This is a genomic window from Sporosarcina sp. Y1009 (assembly GCF_057669865.1).
Genome location: NZ_JBYHFO010000005.1, coordinates 225,821 through 249,252, shown reverse-complemented (window position 1 = coordinate 249,252; position 23,432 = coordinate 225,821). Strand labels below are relative to the sequence as shown.

The following is a 23,432-nucleotide window of genomic DNA, read 5'->3' as shown; positions in this document are numbered from 1 at the left end:
AAAACTCTAAAAACTATAAAGGTACAAAGACAAGGACGGGGGAATTTATATTGGATAAAAATATATCAGATGTAAAGTTTTTCGGGGGTCGCTGGACTTCATTTCTACCATTCGCTATTTTCGTGGTAATCGCAGTGTATATTTCTATTCTTCAAACTCCAGATATAAGGGGTATGTGGGTTGCAGCGTTACTTGGGATAATGCTTACTTTCTTTCTTAGTAAGGAAAAGGAAAAGTACTCGACAGCTGTTATTGAAGGTATGGCAGATAAGATTGCAATCATTCCAGTCGCGTGTTGGATTTTTGCCGGTGTATTTGCAACGGTTTTGAAAGAATCCGGATTAGTACAAGGAATTCTTTGGGCTGCGTACCATTTGGGAGCAAACGGAACTACATTTGTGATTGTTACTTTTATCGCCAGTGCAATATTCGCTACAACTACAGGGACAGCATTCGGAACCATTATTGCTGGGATGGCAGTCCTTTATCCAGCGGGAATTATGTTAGGTGCTGATCCTTTAATTCTAGCTGGAGCAATTGTTGGAGGGGGAGCTTTCGGTGACAATTTGGCACCTATATCTGATACAACAATCTCGTCGGCTGCGAGTCAGGATGCGGACATAGGTGGCGTGGTAAAATCGAGAATTAAATATGCAATTCCTGCTAGTATAATCACACTAATTCTGTTATTAGTCCTGGGTGGCGGCGGTTCAACTTCTGCAGTTCCAGTTGAAAAATTAAGTGAAAATATGAATCCAGTTGGTTTAGTTATGCTTATTCCCGCGTTATTAACTATTATTCTAGCAATGCGAGGCGCACATCTTATCAGTGCAACTACGGTTGGAACAATAGTCGGCGTAATATTAGCACACTTTTTTAAATTAAATAGTTTTTCCAATCTATTATTTATTAAGGATGGCGCTGTTCAAGGTGTATTTGTAGATGGAATCGGTGGAATGGTCGACATATCTATTTTGGCATTATTGTTAATGGCCTGCGTTAACGTGATGAGAGTTGGCGGTGGTGATAAAGCTTTAATTGATCTATCTCAAAAAGTAGTTAAGACAGCGAGAGGTGCAGAAGCCTCGATTGCCGGTTTAGTTTTAGCAATGAGTTCTGTAATGGGTCTTAACGCCCCGCCAATACTCGCTGTCGGAATCTCATATGCAAAACCCGTTGGAGAAAAGTTTAAACTTCACCGTTATCGAACAGCAAACGTTTTGGATGCTTTTGCTAATACATTAGTATTTTCTTTACCCTGGACACCTGCACTATTACTTGTCCGTGCATCATCCGAACAAGCAAATGCAGTATTCGGCGATATTGTTCCAATATTATCAACAAACCAGATAGCCCCTTGGGTCATCTATTGTTGGGCTTTACTAGCCGTAATGATATTCTCTGTAATTACAGGTTGGGGAAGAAGATACATTGGAGAAAATGGCGAACCAGTTAAGCACTTAAGTGAGGAGAAGGTATAAATGAAATACGCAGTACTTGGAGATTGGGTTGAAATAGAAGAGACAATATTGTCCCCCGAAGAAAGAACTTCACGGTTACCTGAAGATACTAAGAAGACTCCCTTAAAGCAGTGGTTGAAGGGAAACTTACTAAATGAAAAAGCTGTTATTGGGGACAAAGTTCAGATTGAAACTTTAATCGGAAGAACTGTAACAGGAAAATTATGTGACATTCGCCCTCGTCATACTCACGACTTCGGAGAGTATATTCAAGAGTTAATGGATGTCGGGAAAGAGTTACGGAAAGAAATGGGGACCTCTACAAATGAATAATCAGTCATATGCATCAGTTATGGCACGCAAAAATAAAATTATTAAACAATCTACGGGATTAGACTATGATCAATTCGAGTATGGAAGTTTTTCATTTTCCTATGAAGAGATGATGAGTAAAACGGGTTATACACTAGAAGATATCGAACGTATTCAAAAAGAAACCAAGGTCGGAAATACTCCAATTTTTGAATTAAAAAACATCAATAAACTGATTAAAAAGCATTCAGAAAGTGGAAAAGGCGCAAGAGTTTTTATTAAGGATGAAGCTGCAAATGCATCAGGTTCATATAAGGCGAGACGCGCTTCCGTCGCAGTCGATTATGCGAAAAAGATGGGATATAAAGGAGTAATTGTAGCCACCAGTGGGAACTACGGAGCTGCTGTCGCTTCCCAAGCAAGCCAAAGAGGATTGAAAACGATTGTCGTTCAGGAAGTATTTGATTCAAATAAAATTGGTCAACCTGAGATATTGGAAAAGGCAAGAAAATGTGAAGCATATGGTGCTGAGGTTATTCAGCAAACCATTGGTCCAGAACTATTCTATACTGTTTTAAAGTTACTTGAAGAAACGGGATATTTTAACGCATCTCTGTACTCACCGTTTAGTATTGCAGGAGTTGAAACGTTAGGTGTAGAAATTGCTAATGAGTTTTTTGAATTAGAAGGGAAATATCCAGACGTCGTTATTGCAACGAACGCTGGCGGAGGAAATTTGACTGGAACTGCTAGAGGATTACAAAAAGCAGGTGCGACAGAAACAAAAATCGTCGGTGCATCAGTTGATCTAACAGGATTACATATGGCTTCCGACAAGGATTTTAATAGAAAATCCTTTACTACAGGTCATACTGGATTCGGAGCTCCTTTTGCCACATGGCCAGATAGAACTGATGTACCAAGAAATGCAGCACGTGTTTTAAGATATATTGATCAATATGTAACGGTAACCCAAGGCGAAGTCTTTTATATTACTGAGGCACTTGCCCAATTAGAAGGCTTAGAAAGAGGACCAGCCGGCAATACATCTTTAGCAGCTGCAATCGCGATGGCTCGAGAATTGAATGATGACCAAGTAATCGTTGTTCAAGAAACTGAATACACTGGAGCAGGAAAACATCAAATGGCTCAGCTAACCTTCGCCAAGAAAAACGGCATTGAAGTTAAGCGTGGAAATCCTGAGGATAGTATCCCTGGTACCAATATAATCATTCCTGAAAGCTTTGATCAATTATCAATTAAAGAACTGGATTTGAATTTACTAAAGAAAAGTTACGTAAAAAACGCAATTAAAAACTACAATATTCATTCGATTAATAGAGCCGACTTTGATTTTCTTGTTGAAGACACCAACTCGACAGAGGACTTCATGAAAGAAGTTCTTATTAGCCATGGTATATCAATATAAGTTTTAAATCGATGTTACTGCAAAGTTTCCCAGCAGATTAAATATCATTTGTATTTACAATATTAGAGAAAAAGCTCAGCCAATCAAAATGATTGCTGAGCTTTTTGTATTTGATTTTTACTTATTCATCTGGGCAAGGAAATCTTCAAGTGGATTGATTTCTTCTTCCTCAGGTTTAGGTTCACTCTTTGTAATTTGTTTCCAGTCAAAACTTTCTAAGTCATCTTCACTATTAATATCGTCAATCTGTTCAGTTTCGACGGTCGCCGCTATTTCCTCTTGAAGGTATAGGGCATCATCTACCTCTAATGCATTACTATTCAATGACGCAAAGAGAGATGCTGTACGATTCGGATCAGACATAAGTTGATAGACAATACTGCCGAGCAATGCCTCAGAATGTTCATGTTTCAACCAATCCCGTTGAACTTTTGTTAACCCTTTTGGTAGCGGAATGACAATGGCTTCTCGTTGTTTTAAAAGAGATTCATTCACACCGTTAATCACAAATTCTGCAATTTTACTGGAGAAGTTTCTTCTTTCGACCTCTTTCAGCTTTTGTAACTGCTTTAATGTGTGATCAGATGTATCAGAGGGGAGACGAAATGTAATGGGTTGGCCTCTTTTTAATCCTTTTTCATTCATACCTTATCACCCTATTTTGTTGTAACTGCTTTTTCTGCTGCTTTCGGCTGTTCTATTTCACTTTTCTTAGCAAAATCTGAAATAAGTTTGTAATAGGCATTCGCCATCATCCAAACGCTTTCTTTTTCGTCTTCGAAGAAGTCGATATTATAGCCGTCTAAACTATTATTTAATGATTTGAGGTAATCTTTTAGAACAATTGAGCCTCCGCCGATAAAGTAGCAAATTTCAGTTTGTGAGTTTCTCGCCCATATATTTCGTAAATGACGATATTGCTTCTTCGCTAAATCTAATAGAATCCGATCTACGATATCATGCACATTTGTTCGGCTACCTTTTACCATGATGTGATTGCGGTCGTTTTTGCGCGTAATAATATCGACAACATCCATTCGGCTATCCAACTCAACTTCGTGTCTTGCGTAAATTTCTTCACGAATTTCATCGAGTGATCCAGATACGCCCAAGTTAAACCCTTGTGCCTTATCATCATCCACTTTACGGTTTTTAATCACTGCTACATCTGTAGAAAGACCACCGATGTCTTGAATAAGGATTTGCTTGTCGATCAATTCTTTATTGATGATATTCAAATCATTATCCATAACTAGATTGATAAATGCCGCAAAACCTTCTGGATATACTTTCACTTCATCAAATTTAATGTTCACTTTAATTCCTTGATACTTTGGTGTAACTAAAAACTCAACTTGGTGAACAGATCCAAGTAGTTGTGCACGGTAGCCAACATCTTTTCCTTCTTTCACTTCTCTAAGTGGAAGTCCGGTTCCCATTGTATAACTAGCCTCGACAACATCATTTTTGCGTTTAAATACTTTCGTATTTTCTTCACGAACTGCGTCTAATGCTAGTGCTGCAAACAACATAACGAGCGTCTGATCTTCTTCGGATTTGTTGCTACCCGGATCGAGTTCAGTAGAATTACTACTTTTCGCAGCTAAATTCCCCACACGGTAGATTGAATTATTATCTTTCAATGCAGGTGAGTGCACACGAATATGAATTCCATCAATCGGATCTTGGTTGTCCAATTCTTCTATTCCGATGACTGGTCGGTCTTCGATATCCTGTGCAATAACATTAGGGATATTAAGTTCTGCTTCTAATTTTCCAAAAATCGCTTTTAACGAATCATTACCTACATCAATTGCTGCAATACGCGATACTGTCAACTTAAAACATCCTCTCTCTTAACCTAGATTACTACTTAAACTTTATATGAGTTATAGAGGAAGGTCAATGTAAAGTGGGCATTTATCACACAACTGTAATATTGTGCACATTGATGTATACATGTGTACATAAGCGTCCACTCCAATAGCCGCATCATGTGTACGTGTTTGTTTACAAGTATACTTTATCGTTTACAATTGTATACATGTTTGTACACAACGTTACTATTAACGTATACATCGATTTTCGTCATTCAAAGAACCCTGTTTATCTCCTCCCCTCCCCCCTCTTTTTTGTTCACCATTAAAGAGTTTATTGTTTATTTTCAACTATTTTTGTATTCAATTATCTATAGATCTGATATTTATAATAAAACACATGATTTTTTTATGAATTAACGTAAAACTAACCGTTCAGAAGACTTTTTAACATTAATCTCCGCACAAAGTAGACTTAGAGTGTCTGAATTAGCTTAAAACGCTTAAAAGGCCTACTGAGACCCCTAGAAGAATAGGGAGAAACCTTACGGAAAATTGCGAAAACATACAGCGGGTTTAGTTGATACATGACCACCTACTTGCTCCCAATAAACAAGTAACTGTCATGCAAAGATAAGCATGACAATTACTAACGACACATCGACAACTTCATTATGCAAGTCACGCAGGCCTATAGGTTAGACAAACCTGTGCATATAGTAAACGTGTAAGGACAAAAGAAATATGCATAAAAGAAATGAGGTGCCTAGATGAAAATTAGTTTTCTCACACCAGCTTACAATAGTGAAAATTGGATTAAGACAATGCTAGATAGTATTCCTAGAGAATATGCATTTGAAATTATCGTTTGTGATGATGGGTCCACTGATAGGACATTAGAAATCTTAAAAGAGTATCAAAAAACCTGTCTACCATTAAAAATACTAATCAATCACAAGAATATAGGCGCCAGTGATACATATAACCGTTGCATCACAGAAGCGACTGGTGATTATGTAGCCATAATCGATAGTGATGATCAGTATTTACCGCCTATTCGAGATGTCTTGGCGCAAGTGAACGGAGATTATGACATCTATTACTACAATATGTTAACAAAAGAAGGTCATCAATTTGTGAAAAATAAAGAAAATTCCTATACATGGTGTGGACAATTTAAGATCATTCGAAGAGGTTTTATTGGCGAAGCGAAGTTCACAAATAGAGCAGATATGGCTGGTGACTGGGACTTTAATAGAGTCTTGATGGACCAAAATCCAACCTGTAAATATACTGGATTATTCGCCTATTGGTATAACTATCCTAGAGAGAATTCCGAATATGATTTGCATCTAAGGGGGTTAAAATGATGATACGACAGCCCCAAGATCAATATTTGTTTAAAGACAAAATCTTATTAATAACTGGTGGTACCGGATCATTTGGAAACGCAGTTTTGAAAAGATTCTTGGATACCGATATCAAGGAAATCAGGATATTTTCAAGAGACGAAAAGAAACAAGGCGATATGCGCATTCGCTTTCAAAGCAATAAAATTAAGTTTTACATTGGAGATGTACGGGATAGTAGCAGCCTAAATAATGCCATGTACAATGTAGATTATGTTTTTCATGCCGCAGCCCTCAAGCAAGTGCCTTCTTGCGAATTCTTTCCACTGGAAGCCGTTAAAACTAATGTCCTCGGAACAGAAAACGTATTAAATGCCGCCATAAATGCAGGTGTAAAAAAAGTTATTTGCCTATCTACAGATAAAGCAGCATACCCCGTAAATGCAATGGGGATTTCGAAAGCGATGATGGAGAAAACATTCATTGCCAAATCAAGAATGATTGCTTCTAGTCATACCATTATCTGTGGAACTCGATATGGAAACGTGATGGCCTCACGCGGTTCCGTCATTCCATTATTTATCGAACAGATTAAGAACGGAAAGCCATTAACCATAACCGATTCCCAAATGACACGCTTTATGATGAGCCTTGAAGAAGCGGTCGAATTGGTTATCTATGCGTTTCAAAACGCATCGAATGGAGACATCATGGTTCAAAAATCGCCTGCTTCTTATATAAAAGATTTAGCACAAGCGCTTAATGAATTATTCAATGTGAAAAATAATATTCAAATCATCGGCCCACGTCACGCAGAAAAGGTTTACGAGGTACTCCTTACGAAAGAAGAAGCAGCAAAAGCCATTGATATGGGCGATTTTTATCGAATACCCGCTGATAACCGGGACTTAAATTACGGTAAATATCTCGTAGAAGGCTCGCCCACTATTTCGTTAACTGAAGAATACAACTCAAATAATACAAATATCCTTTCAGTAGAAGAGATAAAAAAGAAATTATTAGCGCTAGCTGTTGTTCAAAACGAACTGAAGAACTGGGAGGAGGCTTGATATGAAATTCTTAGTTCTAGGGGCAACTGGAATGGCGGGTCATACCATCTCTCTCTATTTAAGTGAACAAGGGCATGATGTGACAACCTTTTCGAGAACGCCCTTCCCCTATTGCAAGAATATTATTGGGGATGTTAGGATCGAGCCATTGTTAGATTCAATACTAAAAGATGATTATGATGTTGTGATTAATTGTATAGGTGTATTAAACAAGGCTTGTGACACAAACCCTTCATTAGCTGTCTATTTAAATAGTTATTTACCACATTTTATAGCCGAATCATTAAAAAACACCCCTACCAAACTCATTCATATGAGCACAGATTGTGTTTTCTCAGGTAAATCAGCCCCTTATGTTGAAAACAGCCTGCATGACGGTGAAACGTTTTATGATCGAACCAAAGCATTGGGTGAGATGCATGCCCACAATACGTTAGTCTTCCGAAATTCAATCATTGGACCAGATATGAAAAAGAATGGCATCGGTTTATATAATTGGTTTATGCAACAACAAGGAACCATAAATGGCTATACAGGCGCCATTTGGACTGGTGTGACCACATTAACATTAGCAAAAGCAATGGAAAAGGCTGCCGCCGACAATCTAACGGGATTATATCATCTTGTTAACAATCAAAGCATTAGTAAATTTGAGTTATTGCAGATTTTCAAGAAGCATTTTAAAGCGAATGAAATAACGATTTCGCCTAGCGATACAGTAAATGTTGACAAAACATTGCACAATCATCGTCAAGATTTCTCATTCAAAGTCCCGAGTTATGAAGAAATGGTCATTGAGATGAAACAGTGGATTGGGACGCACAAGAATTTATATCCACATTATTTTGGTGATTAAGGAATATCGTTAGTAACGAATCACTTATTAACATGTGGATATTATAATAGGTGCTTGATTTCATATGTTTTTCGAAATCAGGCACCTTTTTTTCTTAATAACCCTCCAAAGTAATTTTTATGCACATTAAATGTGGATACATAGTGCAAATTGTTAATCAAATAAATCGGTAGCAAAGATAAATTCTTGATTTTGAACAATTAATCGTACATTGACAGCTATTTTTCTTTCACCTACAATGTTATGAATCATTTATTTCATAAAAAGAGTAGGAGGAATCGAATATGCATAAGCAAAATGCGGCAAATTCTCCAGAGAAAAAGAAGTTTAATATCCCTCACGTTTACGTTATATTATTTATCGTTATTATAATTGCGGCAGTTGCGACTTATCTTGTCCCTGCCGGTGAATATGATCGCATCGTGAATGATGAAGGACGTACCATTGTTGTTGATGGAACGTATCATGAAGTAGAGGCTTCTCCTACAGGTTTTTTTGAAATCTTTCAATCCTTACATAAAGGAATGACAAATGCTGCGGGTATTATTTTTTATATCTTTATTGTCGGTGGTGCATTTGGTGTCTTGCAATCTACAGGGGCAATTACCGCCGCCGTTGGAACCATCTCTACGAAAATGAAAGATCGGGAGTATTTACTCATCCCCATCCTTATGACATTCTTTGCATTGTCAGGGGCTATGTTAGGATTAGCAGAAGAAACAATTCCCTATATTACCATTCTAGTCCCGCTTATGGTTTTAATCGGATACGATTCCATAGTCGGTGCAGCTATCGTTCTACTCGGGACTTCAGCAGGCTTTACAGCGGCATTTATGAACCCTTTTACGATCGGAGTCGCACAAGGGATTGCTGAGGTACCCGTCTTTTCAGGTATGGGTTTTCGGATGATTCTTTGGGTCATTTTTCTAGCCGTCAGTATCTGGTATGTGATGCGCTACGCGAAAAAAGTGAAGGCTGATCCAACGACCAGTGTTTTATATGGGAGTCCCGAACAGGAATTTGAAACGCTAACTGAAATGACGAGCTTGAATACTAGACATAAACTCATTTTCTTCGTATTAATCGCTACAATTGTAACACTGGCGTTCGGTGTGATTAAACTTGAATGGTACTTAGCTGAGATTTCCGGTTTATTTCTACTAATGGGGATTATTATGGGGCTTCTCGGTAAGATGAACTTCAGTGAGATCGCTGAGTCATTTATTAAAGGTTGTCAGGTATTGGTAATGGGCGCACTTGTCGTCGGTATTGCGAATGCCATCCTCGTTGTTCTTCAAGACGGCAAAATTATGGACACGATTCTTAACGGACTCGCTTCTGGCATCGATACAATGCCTAGTGCACTCGCTGCAATTGGCATGTATATCGTTCAATGTCTACTCAATTACATTATCCCGTCTGGTAGTGGACAAGCTGCATTAACGATGCCAATTATGGCACCCTTGGCTGACTTAGTCGGTGTCACAAGGCAAACAGCAGTACTTGCCTTCCAGTTCGGCGATGGCATATCTAATATTTTCACACCAACATCTGGGTATTTCATGGCGGGTCTCGCACTAGCTAGGATCCCTTGGATTAAATGGGTGAAATGGATTTTCCCTTTAATCATTATCCACTATGTTTTAGGTGCAATTTTTGTAACGGTTGCACATTTAATCGGTTATTCTTAATCAAACAAAACGTGAGGTCGAATTAAAATGAAAATACATCATGAGTTAACAAAATGGGTAATCGAACAACGCCGTTACCTCCATCAACATCCAGAAGTCTCCTACGAAGAAAAGGAAACGAGACAATATATTGAGGATCAGCTACATGCGCTGGGGATTGAAACTTATTCACTGACCGGTAAAGATGTAATTGGCGTACTCAAAGGCACACACGAAGGCAAAACAATTGGGATACGTGCAGATATGGATGCTTTGCCGATTCATGAAGAAACTAATCTGCCATTCGCTTCAAAAAACCAAGGCGTCATGCATGCTTGTGGACATGATGGGCATATGGCAATCTTGCTTGGAGTTGCCAATTACTTATCAAGTAAAAAAGACGATATTCGTGGGACAATCTTACTTATCTTTCAACATGCAGAAGAAGATATTCCAGGCGGTGCTACTGAACTTATTGCTGCAAATCTACTAGAAAATGTGGACTCAATCTTCGGCTATCATCTATGGCAACCGTTAAAGTCTGGGCAAATCGGGGTTTGTGAAGGACCTACAATGGCAGGTGTGGACCGCTTTTCATTTAAAATCCTTGGAAAAGGCGGACATGGCTCAATGCCAGAAGATGCAATCGATCCGACACTTGTCATTTCACATGTGATTACACAACTTCACAGTATTGTTAGCCGTAGTTTAAAGCCTACAGACCCAGCGGTAATTAGTATTGGCACATTGAATGCTGGTTCAAATTATAATGTCATTCCTGATACTGCTTCTGCGTCGGGTACGGTTCGCTATTTCGATTTGGATACGTCGAAATTCATTCGTAAGCGCATTGAAACGATTATTAAAGGCGTCTGTGACTCTTTTGGCGCTGATTTTGAAATACATTACGAACACGGGGATCCCCCCCTACTGAATGATCCAAAGTTAACTTCTTACATGAAACAAACAGCGACAAGCCTATTTGGGGAAGAGGTCGTGGTTGATATTGAACCCATCCTAGGCGGCGAGGATTTCGCCTATTATTCCTTAGAGATTCCCGCCTCTTATATCTTTATCGGAATCGGTGATCCTAATCATCCTTATGGCCATCATCATCCCAAATTCGATATCGATGAAGATATGCTAGCGGTCGGCGTTGAATTATTTACAGATGCGCTGATTCGCTATCTAAGGAGCGCAAACTGATAATCTGAAAACATTAAAAAACCAACGGAAAAGTCCACGCTTTTCTGTTGGTTTTTTCCGTGTATATTTTTATGCCTTACTGTCGGCACGGTTGTTCACGGCACGCACTTCTTCACTTTTTTCTTTAGGACATTGCCGATCTTATGAATAGTCGACCCAATGGCATCCAGAAGCGCTGTGGTGCCGTCGACTACATAATCCTGCTCAGTAATTCGTGCAATCTCTTGAATCGAAATACGGTCATGCAGGCGGTCAAGAAACAATGGGTTTGGAGGGATGTTCTGCTAAGTTAGAACAACATAAAAGACAACCTTCAAAATGGACTTGCCATGAAGGTTGTCCTTTTACGGTAAAGCTTTCTTAACGACATTTCTAATTCCTCATCGTGTTCCTAAGAAAGTTTAGCGCCTGCAAAACTAGTACGTGGCTCGGCAATGACTGTACCTGGAGTGGTACTGAACGCAAAAATCTCTACAATGTCGCCCTCATTTAACATGACGATTTCGCTAAGGTCTACAGTGTTAAAGAAAGCAGCATTAAATCCTGTATAATCTGCTTCTACATCTGTTGACACTGCATTGACTCTTAAATTCATTCCAAATTCATAATCAACGTTCTCATTAATAGGATCGAATATAAGTGTAGCCGTGAATAGATATACACCTGCAGATTTTGCAACAAATGTGGATGTGTTACTGTTATATTCGTTATTCAAATCGAACTGTTCATTATTAAATGAAACTTTGAAATTAGTATTAACAGCTGGTATTTGTGTTGGTAAATTTTTGATAGCCCTAAAAGCTGACTTCACTTTTTTGTCATCCTTGTTTTTGTCGCAACATCCATTTACATTCACATGAACAACCGGGTTACCGGTGTTTTTATCTGGGCTTTTATGTTTTTTACACCGTTGTTCATAGAGTTGTTGTTCATGGAGTTGTAAATGAAAAGATTTTGAATTACTCTTGCGAGAGCGGTTATTACCACAATCATAGTATTTACTCATAATGTATCACCACCTTCCTTTTTAGTTTTAACATTAGTATCCGATGGGACAAGAACCAATGTAGTTCATAATATGTAAAAATATTAAAGGGGAATGGGCTTACATGCAAGAGAAGTCAAATAAGAGAGTAATTGCGGTTTTGTACGTGGATAAAACAAATAACCGTTTTGCAACTAACATTGTTGCAGAACGGTTAAAGGAAATGAAATATAGCGAGGTTTTAGAGGGATTCATCGCATTAATTATTTTTGGTGCATCAATATTAGAGGCTTGCACGTTCAACTCCCAATGCAAATCCAGCTACTTCTGACTCAAATGAGATGGGTGAATAGTCCCGCTTTACGGATATATTTCGGTATGTGCATGATATACATCCAAATCTATCGGATATATCCGTTTATATGACGGATATCCCTTCCCATCTGTCGGATATCCGCCCCTATATGCCAGATATCTGCGAGGTGCTGAACAACTAGAAACCGTACGAACCAAATATTGCTAACGCGTATTCGCAGCACATTTCGGGAGCACATGATATTCGCATTCGAAAAGAACAAACGATAGAGAAAGGAAGTGTCGCTGAAACAGTTATCAAGAAAAAGTGTAAAGTAGAAAAACTCGTAGACGATTCAATTTTCGGGGTCGCTTACTACGGAATTGGCTATCCTATTCAGATCGAAGAGACAGCAGGTGCATTAATTATTATATTGCCTACTACGCATCCACTTTTGAAACAGAAACCACTCACCTTTTTAACAGGGAGAAATGAGGATTCTCGGTGTCCAATTGCAATAGAAGAAGTTTCTCATATAGAGAGCTTGCAAAAAAAGACTTGGTTTTATACTAAAAACGAGGGATATCACTCAATCTACACGTTAAAAGAGTTAACGCTTCAGCTTCCTACATGTTTTATACGCATCCATCGCTCTTATATTGTAAATATTTCATATATCAAGGAAGTTTCGCGTGATTTTTCCTCAAACATCCAAATTACATTAAAGGATGGAACAATGTTGCCTGTTAGCCAAACGTATTCTGCAAACGTTCGTAAAAAGCTCGGATTTTAAGCGTTCAAAGTGTACGATTATGAAATTATAGGGAATTTAGTTAACATCGTGGCGTCCGTTGAACTTAAATTTCCCCCTCTCTCATAAACGATTCATTTCTGCCCAACAGTTGTCTTATAATAAACAATTATAAAAAACAGTACCCAATTTCACGGATACTGTTTTTCATTCAAAAATATCATTTACGACTTTCAAAATCCTTTTCAATGTTTTCCTTCCAAGCACGCTCGATCTTTTCACCTTTTCGAAAAGATGTAACCACCTCATTAAGCACTTGGAAATTAACCTGAGTGCCTTCGCTGTCAGCGTGATAGTTTACAGCATAATCCTCTTGAATCCCGAATTTCGAAGCCGTTGACAATGCGTCGATATTAGCACCAAGGAAGATAAACTCCCAACCGTATGTCACTTTTTGGTGTTCAATCATCGCTTTTATCTTCGTGTAATCATATTCACGGCTGGCATTCTCCATTCCGTCTGTCGTAATGACGAAAAGAACTTTTCCGGCACGCTCTTCTTCACTGGTTCTCTTTTGGACATTACCAATCTTATGAATCGTCGACCCAATCGCATCCAGTAGCGCTGTGGTGCCCCCTACCTCATATTCCTGTTCAGTAATCAGTGCAACTCCATTGATCGTGATACGGTCATGCAGTAGGTCTATATCGTGATTGAATAAAACGGTCGTGACCGTCGCTTCGCCTTCTTCTTTCTTTTGTTTCGCAAGCATCGCATTATAGCCACCAATGGTATCCGCCTCAAGCCCCGCCATTGAACCACTTCTATCTAGTATAAAAACTAATTCTGTTCCATTCGTTTTCATAATTGTCATCCTCCTCGTTTGTTACCGGAACCTCTATCCGGTTTCCTCTACAAACTAAGAATAACAAGTTACTTAATCGAATAGGTCGCTTCAAAAGCGACACTTTCTATCCCGCAGTAACTGGCTGTAAGATCCCTACCCCAAGAATTAAAGGAGAATCTAAGTATTCTAAGTAGGGGATCAACAGCCAGTAAAAGCCCGATTGGTTCAACTAACAATCAATAAGGAAGAATGCAGTTCAATTCTTCCTTATTGATTGAAGTTTCACTTTAAGCACCTAACAGCACTTGATCAAAACTAAATAACACCTCATTGATTTGATGGACATTAAAAACTTCCCTTTCAATGAAAAACCCAATAATCACATCAAATTTATAACTCTGCGACAATGTGTAGCCCGCCTTGGCCAATAAATCAATGGTTTCATCAAGGTTTAATTCCAACGCGATTGCAAAAGCAATGACAGTCTTTTTAAGTGGTGTATAATCAACTGAATTTCGAATTTTGGAAAATAAACGACGGTCAATATTCGCCTTTCTATACGTGGCTGCGTCCGTCATGCCTTTTTCATCAATTAAACGAAGAAGGCTTTCGGAAAAAGATTCGTCCATTTGAGCCAATACATCTTCTAAACTTCTTTTGCTAACGGGCGCTTCTATAATGTCGAACTGTGATTCTTGTAAAATTTCATCTTCCAAATGCCGACGATTCTCTGAATAAACGACTTCACGTTCGTCAACATAATGCTCATCAATATACTCCGTGATCGATGTGAACAGTTTCTTGCTAATCCTGAACGCCTTCTGATCAAAGACAACTAGATAGACATGTATATCATGCTCGAGTATGAATTCGCTTATGGTCGACATGGCAACTTGGAAGGCTTGTTCCCTTGGATAACCGTAAATCCCAGAAGATATAAGCGGAAACGCAATCGACTGATACCCCTCGCTGGCGGCAAGTTCTAAGGAGTTTTTATAGCAATTTCTAAGATGTGTTTCTTCATTCGCCGTGCCGCCTCTCCAAATAGGGCCCACCGTATGAATTATTTTCTTCGCCGGCAATTGAAAACCGTCCGTCATGACGGCTTCCCCTACCGGACATTCACCAATTTCATCACAGGCCAATTGCAATTCCTCTGCACCTGCCGCATTAAAAATCGCACCGCAAACACCGCCGCCCATCTGAAGTGAGCTATTTGCAGCGTTCACAATGACATCTACCTGCATCTTTGTAAGATCATTTCGTACTATTTCTAAAGGCATTGCAAACCACCCTGTTCATTAATATTGTCGAATCATTTCTTCTACATAACTAAGTAAACTTGGATATGTTGAATCTCCTTCAAAAAAGTCTGCTACCTCCAACAAAGGCATGATTACGTAATCACCACTTTTGGAATAAAGAAGCGTCCATGACTTTTTATTTCTTGAAATGTTGTGGAGTTGGGCTGAATGGTTGTATACAGAGTCAAATTCATACCACTGAAAATCCTGAATAATATTCCTTTTTATCACTTCCCCGACATATGCCCCGATTCGATTCACAAAGTTATCGAAATGCTTATCTAGCAATTCTACGTCTGTTGTCATGAGTTTCTTCGAATATAAATCAACAAAACGAATGCTATCAACAGTGAAATCTAGATTTTCCTTCGTCAAGTTTTCTTGATCCCACGCATCTTTCGAAACATCCTTGAATAGTAGTTTTGCAGAGCCTTTTAGATCATCTTTAACGAGCTTATTCTTTCTAAGAAACATACAACTTCTCCCCTTCATAGGTGGACATTATTACTTTTCATACTTTTCCTTTATATCATAATATACCTCAAGCGCTGTTTCATAAAATCTACTATCTTTACTAATAGTATAGTTTTCAGCCTTACCAGTTATTTTTGAAATTCCTTTATCATCAAAAGTGATTTCTCCAGAAATTTGGTCATTATAAATAAATGTAATACTTATTTCATTCCCATAGTTTATTTCTTCAGATGTTGTGCCGGTTAATTCAATCTCATTATAATGATTTACAAGTAAATCAATGGTATCTTTATCAGCCTTATTCATCGCATCATAAAAACTTTCACCATAAGATATCGTAAAATATTCCGCTTTAATATTTTTCACAGAGTTATTGCACCCAATAAGCGTCCAACACAAAATAATAATTCCAGTTATCAAAATTACTTTTTTCATGACATCACACTTTCGTTAAACTCGGCTGCATTCTCCTTTGGAATACTAAATGTTTGAATTAAACAAGCCTCTTCATCAATCAACTCTGCTCGTTCTTCATATTTAATATGTAATTCCTTGTAAAGCTTTTTCCAAAACGAAACTGCCGGCTTATTTTCAACAAGCTCAATCACAAAATACTGTCCACGTTTCTCTTTAAATAATTCTTTCACAGCCTGCCTGCCGAATCCTTTACCTTTGTATTTATTAAGTATAAATAAATCATTTATGCCAAAGTCCATTTCTTTTTTCAGGAAAGGACGTTCCAATAGCAGTATAAAACCAATTATCGTCTTATTTTCCTTGATGAAAAATGGCGAAATACCGTCTACTGTCCAAAATGTTTCCAAATCCTCAAAATGAAAAAAGCCGTCTTCTCCAATGTCGATTTGCTGAGTAAATTTAGAAAGATCATGTAGATATAATGAATACAGGTTTCGCAAAATAGTTTTATCTGCTTCTAAAGCTTTTTCCAGTGTAATCGACATATTAGTGTTTCCCCCCTTACAAATCAATCCAGTCGAAAGCCTTTAATACTTTCAAATAATCCAACGTCAAACTACCGCTCCACTCCACTTTCGCTGTCTCCCAATCCTCTTCAAACTGCCCCCAAGCCCACGTAGGTTCCCAACAACCATCCGTTGTTTGTTTCTCAACTAAATAATCTAAGTTTGCTGGGATAATATCGGAAAACAATTCATAGAAATCGGACCTTGGCGAATTAACCACCTGGATTGGCAAAAGACAATAAGAATCCCATTTATCAGGATCTACCGTAACATTCGCTTTCACCATTTCTATCAGTTTATCGGAAATTAAACCATACTTCTTTTCAGGCATTCTCTTGGCTAATTTTAAAATACAGAGCAGTTCGTGATTTTCATATTCCACCAAATTATTCACGTAGTCAATTGCATAATTCGTCAAATCGCAAAGGAACTCTGCAGGGACTAGACCCCTATAATCGTGCAGCAGTCCAATAATTTCCGCTGTCGGATTCCCCCACGCCCAATCCTCACTATAGTTCCACCAAATAGCGCGCGGTGCCGACTCCACTTCTTTTGGAACAATTTGCCAACCTATTTTTTCTTTATTAAACGTTGTTAATAAATACTGAACCGCTTTCTGAACAGCTTCATTCGTTTCGTCAATACCCGCTTTTGATAAATAATCAAGACCAATAGAGGTCGCTAGCGCTGAGGACTCCTTACATCGAAAGTCCGGTTCTAACCCATTACCAAAACCACCGTCCCCATTTTGATAATGGAGCAATTGCTTCACCAAATTTTCCTGGCTACCCTTTTCAAAATCTAGTTCGAACCGTGCTCTTTCTAGTTTACGAGCCTTTGATCCGATAAATGATTTCGCGTTTTCAAATTGCACTGTAGTTAGTTTGGCCATAATATTTCCCCCTATTGTAATAACCTCTTACTTATATTCAACAAAATATATAAAAGCCCTGCTACTTAACAAGGTTTAATATTGATCCGTAAACATATCGTGTGTAGACTGGGCATTTTTTGCCATGAACAACGCAATACCCTACAATTAAGGGAATCTTATGTATTATATTATTTTTTATGGAGGAGAAATTATTGAACTATAAATTTTTAGGTATGATTATTTCAGTTTTGATTATTACCTTCATGGTTATTATTACGATTAAAACAAATTTTACCGAAAAAGATGAATCCGCCGAATTTGAGGCGTACACGAGTGGTTTAATAGAAGATCAAGTCACTAATAATGATAAATCAGGACCCGATTTCGGATTTGAAAAAGGTGATGTTGCGGCTGATTTTGAATTGAAAAATCTATCTGGTGAAATAGTGAAGTTATCTGATTACAGAGGGAAGAAAGTACTTCTTAATTTTTGGGTTTCATGGTGCGGACCTTGCAGAGTTGAAATGCCTCATATGGAGAATTATTATAAAAAAAGCAAGCCCTCCGAGGATGTGGAAATTATTGCCGTGAATTTGACCACTAGTGAAAGAAGGGTTGAAAAGGTTCAGGAGTTTGTAGATTCTCATGGATTAACTTTTCCTGTATTACTAGACGATGAAGGTGAAGTAGAAAGTTTGTATAAAATCATTGGATATCCAACGACATATTTGATTGATGAAGAAGGAATAATAGTTGATGGCTTTTCAGCTTCGGTAGATGAAGAAAAGATAAAAGAATTGATGGATAATATGTGAATGAGAGAAACCTAATCAATGGCCCCACTTAGTGGAGATTGATTAGGTTTATCCATCAGGACTAATATCATGAAGTATAAAATCATCAGGACCAGTTCTCTAAATGCTTCACATTCCATATCACGTCCTCCTGATTGACGACTTATTTTTAAATGAGCTTGTTAGATCGTGTTGTCTATTATATATTGACTGAAGAGAGATAATATTTCATCATCCAATGAAATTGAAAAAGGGGCTTAGATAAATTGATTAAAAAAAGTTTATTTATGATAGGCTTTGTTATTTTGATTATCATTCTATACAATCAATTTTTCTCAAAAGACCTTATGATAGAAGATATTGTAGGAGATAAATATTTTGATCGAGAGACTGGTGTAGCTGTTCAAACGATCAATTCGGAGGATATTATTTCAATAGATATTTCAGAAGAAAAACAACAAGCGTTAACTTCATTGATTGAAAGTCTTGAGTTTAAAAAATCTGATGAATCTTATGGGCCACTTGATGCAAAATATATCGTTACTTCAAAAATTAACCCTGCGAATAAAATCTATTTATTTGTGGAAGAAAATATCGTCGTGTTCTCCTCAAAAAGTAGTAGAGGATACATTGTACAAAACGAAAAAGTCATTCAAGAAATAGATGATTTACTACCTTAAAAATAATTCTAGTTGGAAGACAGGGGTAATATTCATGGAACTTATCATATATGTTGTTGTGCCTATAATAGGTGTCTTGTGGTTTTTGAATCTAATCACTTTTTTGGAGAACTTACACAAAGGTAGAAACACTCATAATCAAAAGGTTTTAGGGGTTTTTTGGACATTCGCATTCATCGTTGCATTTTACACGGGATTATTATCATTTCATTGATACTATATAATGCATGCTTATTTTACGATTGCCAGCAACTCCAGAAAGGAGATTTCACATGCAAAAATTATATATACCAGGCATAATTCTATCGACAATCGTTTTATTAACACATGTCTTCTTTAACCTACATAACTTTATGCCCGTTTTAATGGCCAATATTTTAATAGCCATTTTCAGTCTCACATTACTACTATGTATATTTTATTTAATCGATCAAAAAAAGAGGCCTACGACTAAATAAAAACACTTTCAGGTGGTGTCAAATTTATACTGTATATTCTCGTGTCTGTATTGTGCAGGCGTATTTTGGCCACTTGCATTCATCGTTACATATATTCTTTCACGGGAAATTCATTAATGCCTTTTCAATTTATAGACTCTCTTTGCTCGATTCAACAAGCAAACCAAGCTCTCAAAACACTGTAACTTTCAGTACTTAAAGACCTGATGCATTCCTAAGCTTATAAATAATTTATAGTCCTTCAGCCTCTTTCAAGTAATCTTTATTCACGTTTATTTGTTTTTTATATTTTTCATATAAGTCAGTTTTATATTGTTCTTGAGTATACTGCCCATTAAAAACACCTTCAGAGTAAAGTTGTGTAATAAAGTTATTTGAAATAATTACTGACTCATATTGTTTTAGAGTTGTAGGATGTGTAAAGTATTCTTCTACATTAACCCCTAACTTCTTAGCAAGTTCCTCATTGATTTCAATTAGGTTAGTGTCATTTGTTTCTGCCATTCCTTGTTTCGTTTGCTGAGCATATTCATTTATTTCTTGTGTTGTTGCTACCACGCCATGATTTTTAGCCTCGTACAGCAATAGTTCAGTTTCTATTAATTGTTTGAGTAACTCCAAGTCTGATAAAGCATACGGGAAATTATTTAATTCATGTATTAATAATACATTCTCTTTATAATCGATAAATTGTTTTAGCGTAATCGATAAAATATCGGATTCTGCTACTATTTTTGTTTCATCTATAGTAGATAATTTTTGATCCTTTGATTCGAAAAAGTCACTTATTGATATATAATTTGAGAACACGATAGGCGTAGTACATAGAATTAAGAATAGCATGGCGACAGTTGGTAACATCCAACGTTTGGCTCTTTTGGTACTGGTATTATTTAAACGCTCATAAGCAACTTTATGCAATTTATCAGGGAGTGGTATTTGTTCAATAGATTTTCTTATTTTATTCATAGAAATCAGCCTCCTCAATTTGTATGCGTAATTTTTTTAAAGCCCTATAGCAAATAGATTTCGCAGTTCCTAATGGTATTTCTAATATTTTACCCGTTTCTTCAAATGTATGGCCTTGATAAAAGCGAAGAAGTATGACGTTCTTCTCCTCATTTGTTAATTTTTCAATCAAATGTTTTAAAGTTAGCTTTAGTGAAATATCTGTAGCGGCAACTTGTAAAATAGCTGACTGCTTTTCATCAATGCTTATCACTCTTTCTGCCTTTTTTAAATTGGAAAGGCTAGTGTTTATCACGATTTTAATCAACCACGTTTTAAAGTACGCTGTTTCTTTCAAAGTATTAATTTTTTCATAAGCCTTTAAAATCGTTTCTTGAACAACATCTAAGGCATCGTGTTCATTTTTCATGTAGACAAATGCCATTCGGTATAAATCTGCTTCATAAGGCTCAATGCATTGTATAAAAGCAGTTTTATTACCCCGTTTGGCTTTCTTTATAAGTTTTTGAATAGGAATTGCACCCCCTTCTATACATTAGACAATTTAGATTAGAATTTAGCTCATTAAAAATGGAAAAAGTTTTCTTTTGCGTATAACTAGTATACAGACTCTCACTACTGATTTAGTTTTCACAACGAAGGAGACCAAAAACTCACCATTATGACCCAATCTTTAACATTGAATTTGAGGGAGCAAAATTCCTTCTTTCCAGCCGAAATCTAATAAAAATAGGCTTGGTTCTATACAAAAGAACCAAGCCAAATTATTTCCCAACAAATATCGCTACAAAGATCTTAATCGCGCACTTAATTCCACAAAGGTTTTATCCAGCGCCTCGTACTTTTTATCGCCCGGCTTCAACAAGCTTAACTCGCCTAACACTGCCTGTCGTTCCGTCTCAAGACGAAGCCGGTCCTCCACCGTAGACTTCTGTTTTGGCATAGCCCTGCGTTCTTTCCATTCCGTATACGTCATCGGCAACTTCCGAATCATTCCTTCTTCAAATATAAGTAATCCGTCCGCCATCCGTTCAACGAAATAGCGGTCATGCGAAGCAAATAGGAGCGTCCCTGGAAAAGTATCCAACGTTCTTTCTAACGCTTCCCGCGAAGCCAAATCGAGATGATTCGTCGGTTCGTCCAATATCAACACATCCGTCCCTTCAAGGATGAATTGCATTAATTTCACCTTCAGACGCTCGCCCATACTCAGTGCAGCAAGAGGTAAATCCCATTGTTTTTCCGAAAACCCAAGATTCGTTAAATTTATGCGAATTAACCCCTGTTCCTTAAACGTCTCAGCTTGAAAGTATTCAGCCATCGTTTTTTCTTCTGGCAAGTCTAACACCGTCTGGCTCAAATAACCAATCGTCATGCCATCTGTTTTCCATAAATCACCGTCGTACGCCTCTTCCCCCAGCATCATCCGAAACAACGTCGATTTCCCTGAACCATTCGGCCCGACTAGCGCAATTCGCTCACCTGCCTGCACCGTAAACGAGACATTGGTAAACAACGCATCTTCGTCGTAAGCTTTTCGAACAGCTTTCAACTCAAATACGCGTCTGCCTTTTTTCTTTTGCCCTTTCATATGAAAGGAAACGTCGTATTCGTCCTCCGGCTTATGAATGCGTTCCTTATTCAGCTCAGCTTCAAGACGTTTTCGCTTCGAACGAATTTGCACATCTTTCTTTTTCGCTTTCATGCGATAATACTCTTTAGCCCCGCCTTTTTTCGTTGAATCTGCATGTGCTTTTTCCGACCATCTCCCAAGCTGATCCATCTGCCCTTCAATTCTTTCAATCATACGTTGCTGTTGCTCATAGTGATGTTGCTGCACTTCGCGGTCAAATTCCTTCTTCGTCCAATAATCCGTGTAATTCCCTTTATAGACTGTCAATTTCCCAAACTCAATCTCAAATACATAATCTGCAACTTTATCGATGAAATGCCGATCATGCGAAACGATGAGGTAGGTCCCGTCACCCGCTTGGATAATCCGTATCAATTCATCCAAACTATCGCTGTCCAGATGATTCGTCGGTTCATCCAGTAACACCAAATTACTTCTTTCTGCAAGTGCTGCAGAAAGCCTCATCTTCATCCGCTCCCCACCACTCGCAAAATGATAAGCCGTTTTTTCCGGCACATTCCACTTCCGCTGGTAAATATGCGCATCGGCTTGTTCCCAGTTCACTTCCGATGCTTCTTTTTGTTCTTGCCGAAAATACGTCATCGATGGCGCTTTCCCATTCCAGTGAATCGTCCCGGATGTGGGCATAATTTCGCCTGCTACCAGTGACATAAGCGTCGTCTTCCCGGCCCCGTTCGGCCCAACAATCGCAATACGTGCACCTGCGGGAATCTCCGCCGTCACCTCATCAAGTATCACGTTTTCTCCATATCGAATTGATAATGCATTCAATTTTCCTATAAGCATAGCCATACCTCCGTAAACGAAGGGACAAAAAAATCCCTTCGAAAATAATCGAAAGGATTAGTCTTAGAGAACCTTAAAAAAACCTCTAGCTCGCGCGTTGAGGAAGGAACTATTTTGTGCAAAATGAGCAGACTAATCCTGTTTCCGTTGTTTAAAACCTAAATTTCTCGGAATTCAAAGATTAGTTGTCCATCGTCCACGCTCAGTCCTTCCCCTGTTTCATTACCGCTAGTGTAACACGCTACTTAATGAATTAAAAGTGTTTATTGCGAATAAACAAGACGGGAGAATAGTCCCGCTTTGCGGATATATGCTTTTATGTGCATGATATACATCCAAGTCTTTCGGATATCCCCGAGTATACGATGGATATTCTCTCCTCTGGGTCGGATATCCACCGCCATCTGTC

Annotated in this window: 26 protein-coding genes; 14 read left to right on the top strand and 12 right to left on the bottom strand. The window is 38.0% G+C overall.

Features of this window, described 5'->3' with window-relative positions; genetic code table 11:
- Positions 1 to 50: 50 nt before the first annotated feature.
- From AC25Y1_RS08780 to ortB, 3 genes are read left to right on the top strand one after another with little or no spacing between them, the layout of a single operon-like run.
- Positions 51 to 1,481, top strand: coding sequence for a Na+/H+ antiporter NhaC family protein (locus AC25Y1_RS08780; protein WP_488147593.1), 1,431 nt, complete (start codon positions 51 to 53; stop codon positions 1,479 to 1,481).
- Positions 1,482 to 1,793, top strand: a complete 312-nt coding sequence (gene ortA / locus AC25Y1_RS08775; protein ID WP_488147592.1) for a 2-amino-4-oxopentanoate thiolase subunit OrtA — start codon at positions 1,482 to 1,484, stop codon at positions 1,791 to 1,793. It abuts the gene before it with no gap.
- Positions 1,786 to 3,201 (top strand): 2-amino-4-oxopentanoate thiolase subunit OrtB, encoded by a 1,416-nt coding sequence (gene ortB, locus AC25Y1_RS08770; RefSeq protein WP_488147591.1) that lies wholly within the window; start codon positions 1,786 to 1,788, stop codon positions 3,199 to 3,201. Before ortA ends, ortB begins: the two co-directional genes overlap by 8 nt.
- Before the next feature lie 117 nt (positions 3,202 to 3,318).
- Here ortB and AC25Y1_RS08765 read toward each other — a convergent pair whose 3' ends face one another.
- Both AC25Y1_RS08765 and AC25Y1_RS08760 read right to left on the bottom strand, forming a co-directional pair.
- Positions 3,319 to 3,846: a hypothetical protein gene (locus tag AC25Y1_RS08765; RefSeq protein ID WP_488147590.1), complete on the bottom strand. Its 528-nt coding sequence runs from the start codon at positions 3,844 to 3,846 to the stop codon at positions 3,319 to 3,321.
- 11 nt (positions 3,847 to 3,857) lie between these two features.
- A complete protein-coding gene (locus tag AC25Y1_RS08760) occupies positions 3,858 to 5,039 on the bottom strand; it encodes an Alp7A family actin-like protein (protein WP_488147589.1) in 1,182 nt (393 codons plus the stop codon).
- Between the two features lie 749 nt (positions 5,040 to 5,788).
- Between AC25Y1_RS08760 and AC25Y1_RS08755 the strand changes: the two genes are divergently transcribed.
- The 5 genes from AC25Y1_RS08755 to AC25Y1_RS08735 all read left to right on the top strand — a co-directional run bounded on the left by AC25Y1_RS08755 (position 5,789) and on the right by AC25Y1_RS08735 (position 11,169).
- Positions 5,789 to 6,388 carry a glycosyltransferase family 2 protein gene (locus AC25Y1_RS08755; protein ID WP_488147588.1) on the top strand — a complete coding sequence of 200 codons (600 nt, stop codon included), beginning with the start codon at positions 5,789 to 5,791 and terminating at the stop codon, positions 6,386 to 6,388.
- A 26-nt stretch (positions 6,389 to 6,414) separates the two neighbouring features.
- Entirely contained in the window at positions 6,415 to 7,437 is a 1,023-nt protein-coding gene (locus AC25Y1_RS08750; RefSeq protein WP_488147646.1) for a polysaccharide biosynthesis protein, read from the top strand.
- A 1-nt stretch (position 7,438) separates the two neighbouring features.
- The gene (locus AC25Y1_RS08745) at positions 7,439 to 8,293 is read left to right on the top strand and encodes an SDR family oxidoreductase (protein WP_488147587.1); all 855 of its coding nucleotides are present in this window, start codon (positions 7,439 to 7,441) and stop codon (positions 8,291 to 8,293) included.
- A 284-nt stretch (positions 8,294 to 8,577) separates the two neighbouring features.
- A complete protein-coding gene (locus AC25Y1_RS08740) occupies positions 8,578 to 9,984 on the top strand; it encodes a YfcC family protein (protein WP_488147586.1) in 1,407 nt (468 codons plus the stop codon).
- Positions 9,985 to 10,011: 27 nt separating this feature from the next.
- The gene (locus AC25Y1_RS08735) at positions 10,012 to 11,169 is read left to right on the top strand and encodes a M20 metallopeptidase family protein (RefSeq protein WP_488147585.1); all 1,158 of its coding nucleotides are present in this window, start codon (positions 10,012 to 10,014) and stop codon (positions 11,167 to 11,169) included.
- A gap of 391 nt (positions 11,170 to 11,560) precedes the next feature.
- Here AC25Y1_RS08735 and AC25Y1_RS08730 read toward each other — a convergent pair whose 3' ends face one another.
- Positions 11,561 to 12,175, bottom strand: a complete 615-nt coding sequence (locus AC25Y1_RS08730) for a C1q-like domain-containing protein (protein WP_488147584.1) — start codon at positions 12,173 to 12,175, stop codon at positions 11,561 to 11,563.
- A 103-nt stretch (positions 12,176 to 12,278) separates the two neighbouring features.
- Here AC25Y1_RS08730 and AC25Y1_RS08725 point away from each other — a divergent pair, with 103 nt between their 5' ends.
- Both AC25Y1_RS08725 and AC25Y1_RS08720 read left to right on the top strand, forming a co-directional pair.
- On the top strand, positions 12,279 to 12,485 hold the full coding sequence (locus AC25Y1_RS08725; protein ID WP_488147583.1) for a hypothetical protein: 207 nt from the start codon (positions 12,279 to 12,281) through the stop codon (positions 12,483 to 12,485).
- Between the two features lie 418 nt (positions 12,486 to 12,903).
- Positions 12,904 to 13,242, top strand: coding sequence for a LytTR family DNA-binding domain-containing protein (locus AC25Y1_RS08720; RefSeq protein ID WP_488147582.1), 339 nt, complete (start codon positions 12,904 to 12,906; stop codon positions 13,240 to 13,242).
- Positions 13,243 to 13,420: 178 nt separating this feature from the next.
- Here AC25Y1_RS08720 and AC25Y1_RS08715 read toward each other — a convergent pair whose 3' ends face one another.
- The 6 genes from AC25Y1_RS08715 to AC25Y1_RS08690 all read right to left on the bottom strand — a co-directional run bounded on the left by AC25Y1_RS08715 (position 13,421) and on the right by AC25Y1_RS08690 (position 17,700).
- Complete coding sequence (locus tag AC25Y1_RS08715; protein ID WP_488147581.1) at positions 13,421 to 14,065, bottom strand: vWA domain-containing protein; 645 nt, start codon at positions 14,063 to 14,065, stop codon at positions 13,421 to 13,423.
- A gap of 269 nt (positions 14,066 to 14,334) precedes the next feature.
- Positions 14,335 to 15,330 (bottom strand): macro domain-containing protein, encoded by a 996-nt coding sequence (locus AC25Y1_RS08710; RefSeq protein WP_488147580.1) that lies wholly within the window; start codon positions 15,328 to 15,330, stop codon positions 14,335 to 14,337.
- Positions 15,331 to 15,348: 18 nt separating this feature from the next.
- Positions 15,349 to 15,825 carry a hypothetical protein gene (locus AC25Y1_RS08705; protein ID WP_488147579.1) on the bottom strand — a complete coding sequence of 159 codons (477 nt, stop codon included), beginning with the start codon at positions 15,823 to 15,825 and terminating at the stop codon, positions 15,349 to 15,351.
- 30 nt (positions 15,826 to 15,855) lie between these two features.
- Positions 15,856 to 16,260 carry a hypothetical protein gene (locus AC25Y1_RS08700; protein WP_488147578.1) on the bottom strand — a complete coding sequence of 135 codons (405 nt, stop codon included), beginning with the start codon at positions 16,258 to 16,260 and terminating at the stop codon, positions 15,856 to 15,858.
- Positions 16,257 to 16,787 (bottom strand): GNAT family N-acetyltransferase, encoded by a 531-nt coding sequence (locus tag AC25Y1_RS08695; RefSeq protein ID WP_488147577.1) that lies wholly within the window; start codon positions 16,785 to 16,787, stop codon positions 16,257 to 16,259. The genes AC25Y1_RS08700 and AC25Y1_RS08695 overlap by 4 nt, the downstream gene beginning before the upstream one ends.
- 16 nt (positions 16,788 to 16,803) lie before the next feature.
- A complete protein-coding gene (locus AC25Y1_RS08690; RefSeq protein ID WP_488147576.1) occupies positions 16,804 to 17,700 on the bottom strand; it encodes a hypothetical protein in 897 nt (298 codons plus the stop codon).
- A 194-nt stretch (positions 17,701 to 17,894) separates the two neighbouring features.
- Here AC25Y1_RS08690 and AC25Y1_RS08685 point away from each other — a divergent pair, with 194 nt between their 5' ends.
- The 4 genes from AC25Y1_RS08685 to AC25Y1_RS08670 all read left to right on the top strand — a co-directional run bounded on the left by AC25Y1_RS08685 (position 17,895) and on the right by AC25Y1_RS08670 (position 19,614).
- Positions 17,895 to 18,497, top strand: a complete 603-nt coding sequence (locus AC25Y1_RS08685; protein WP_488147575.1) for a TlpA disulfide reductase family protein — start codon at positions 17,895 to 17,897, stop codon at positions 18,495 to 18,497.
- A gap of 266 nt (positions 18,498 to 18,763) precedes the next feature.
- On the top strand, positions 18,764 to 19,156 hold the full coding sequence (locus tag AC25Y1_RS08680) for a hypothetical protein (protein WP_488147574.1): 393 nt from the start codon (positions 18,764 to 18,766) through the stop codon (positions 19,154 to 19,156).
- A gap of 34 nt (positions 19,157 to 19,190) precedes the next feature.
- Positions 19,191 to 19,370, top strand: a complete 180-nt coding sequence (locus AC25Y1_RS08675; RefSeq protein ID WP_488147573.1) for a hypothetical protein — start codon at positions 19,191 to 19,193, stop codon at positions 19,368 to 19,370.
- A gap of 58 nt (positions 19,371 to 19,428) precedes the next feature.
- Positions 19,429 to 19,614: a hypothetical protein gene (locus tag AC25Y1_RS08670; protein ID WP_488147572.1), complete on the top strand. Its 186-nt coding sequence runs from the start codon at positions 19,429 to 19,431 to the stop codon at positions 19,612 to 19,614.
- Positions 19,615 to 19,845: 231 nt separating this feature from the next.
- Here the strand turns inward: AC25Y1_RS08670 and AC25Y1_RS08665 are convergent, their stop codons facing one another.
- The 3 genes from AC25Y1_RS08665 to abc-f all read right to left on the bottom strand — a co-directional run bounded on the left by AC25Y1_RS08665 (position 19,846) and on the right by abc-f (position 23,029).
- Positions 19,846 to 20,583, bottom strand: coding sequence for a hypothetical protein (locus tag AC25Y1_RS08665; protein ID WP_488147571.1), 738 nt, complete (start codon positions 20,581 to 20,583; stop codon positions 19,846 to 19,848).
- Complete coding sequence (locus tag AC25Y1_RS08660; protein ID WP_488147645.1) at positions 20,576 to 21,046, bottom strand: RNA polymerase sigma factor; 471 nt, start codon at positions 21,044 to 21,046, stop codon at positions 20,576 to 20,578. Before AC25Y1_RS08660 ends, AC25Y1_RS08665 begins: the two co-directional genes overlap by 8 nt.
- A gap of 321 nt (positions 21,047 to 21,367) precedes the next feature.
- Positions 21,368 to 23,029, bottom strand: coding sequence for a ribosomal protection-like ABC-F family protein (abc-f, locus tag AC25Y1_RS08655; protein ID WP_488147570.1), 1,662 nt, complete (start codon positions 23,027 to 23,029; stop codon positions 21,368 to 21,370).
- Between the last annotated feature and the right edge of the window lie 403 nt (positions 23,030 to 23,432).

Bases quoted from the DNA above. Each gene is read 5' to 3' on its own strand.
- ortA (WP_488147592.1), top strand. From the start codon at position 1,482: ATGAAATACGCAGTACTTGGAGATTGGGTTGAAATAGAAGAGACAATA.
- ortB (WP_488147591.1), top strand. From the start codon at position 1,786: ATGAATAATCAGTCATATGCATCAGTTATGGCACGCAAAAATAAAATT.
- AC25Y1_RS08765 (WP_488147590.1), bottom strand. From the start codon at position 3,846: ATGAATGAAAAAGGATTAAAAAGAGGCCAACCCATTACATTTCGTCTC.
- AC25Y1_RS08755 (WP_488147588.1), top strand. From the start codon at position 5,789: ATGAAAATTAGTTTTCTCACACCAGCTTACAATAGTGAAAATTGGATT.
- AC25Y1_RS08745 (WP_488147587.1), top strand. From the start codon at position 7,439: ATGAAATTCTTAGTTCTAGGGGCAACTGGAATGGCGGGTCATACCATC.
- AC25Y1_RS08740 (WP_488147586.1), top strand. From the start codon at position 8,578: ATGCATAAGCAAAATGCGGCAAATTCTCCAGAGAAAAAGAAGTTTAAT.
- AC25Y1_RS08735 (WP_488147585.1), top strand. From the start codon at position 10,012: ATGAAAATACATCATGAGTTAACAAAATGGGTAATCGAACAACGCCGT.
- AC25Y1_RS08730 (WP_488147584.1), bottom strand. From the start codon at position 12,175: ATGAGTAAATACTATGATTGTGGTAATAACCGCTCTCGCAAGAGTAAT.
- AC25Y1_RS08725 (WP_488147583.1), top strand. From the start codon at position 12,279: ATGCAAGAGAAGTCAAATAAGAGAGTAATTGCGGTTTTGTACGTGGAT.
- AC25Y1_RS08715 (WP_488147581.1), bottom strand. From the start codon at position 14,065: ATGAAAACGAATGGAACAGAATTAGTTTTTATACTAGATAGAAGTGGT.
- AC25Y1_RS08710 (WP_488147580.1), bottom strand. From the start codon at position 15,330: ATGCCTTTAGAAATAGTACGAAATGATCTTACAAAGATGCAGGTAGAT.
- AC25Y1_RS08705 (WP_488147579.1), bottom strand. From the start codon at position 15,825: ATGTTTCTTAGAAAGAATAAGCTCGTTAAAGATGATCTAAAAGGCTCT.
- AC25Y1_RS08700 (WP_488147578.1), bottom strand. From the start codon at position 16,260: ATGAAAAAAGTAATTTTGATAACTGGAATTATTATTTTGTGTTGGACG.
- AC25Y1_RS08695 (WP_488147577.1), bottom strand. From the start codon at position 16,787: ATGTCGATTACACTGGAAAAAGCTTTAGAAGCAGATAAAACTATTTTG.
- AC25Y1_RS08690 (WP_488147576.1), bottom strand. From the start codon at position 17,700: ATGGCCAAACTAACTACAGTGCAATTTGAAAACGCGAAATCATTTATC.
- AC25Y1_RS08680 (WP_488147574.1), top strand. From the start codon at position 18,764: ATGATAGGCTTTGTTATTTTGATTATCATTCTATACAATCAATTTTTC.
- AC25Y1_RS08675 (WP_488147573.1), top strand. From the start codon at position 19,191: ATGGAACTTATCATATATGTTGTTGTGCCTATAATAGGTGTCTTGTGG.
- AC25Y1_RS08670 (WP_488147572.1), top strand. From the start codon at position 19,429: ATGCAAAAATTATATATACCAGGCATAATTCTATCGACAATCGTTTTA.
- AC25Y1_RS08665 (WP_488147571.1), bottom strand. From the start codon at position 20,583: ATGAATAAAATAAGAAAATCTATTGAACAAATACCACTCCCTGATAAA.
- abc-f (WP_488147570.1), bottom strand. From the start codon at position 23,029: ATGGCTATGCTTATAGGAAAATTGAATGCATTATCAATTCGATATGGA.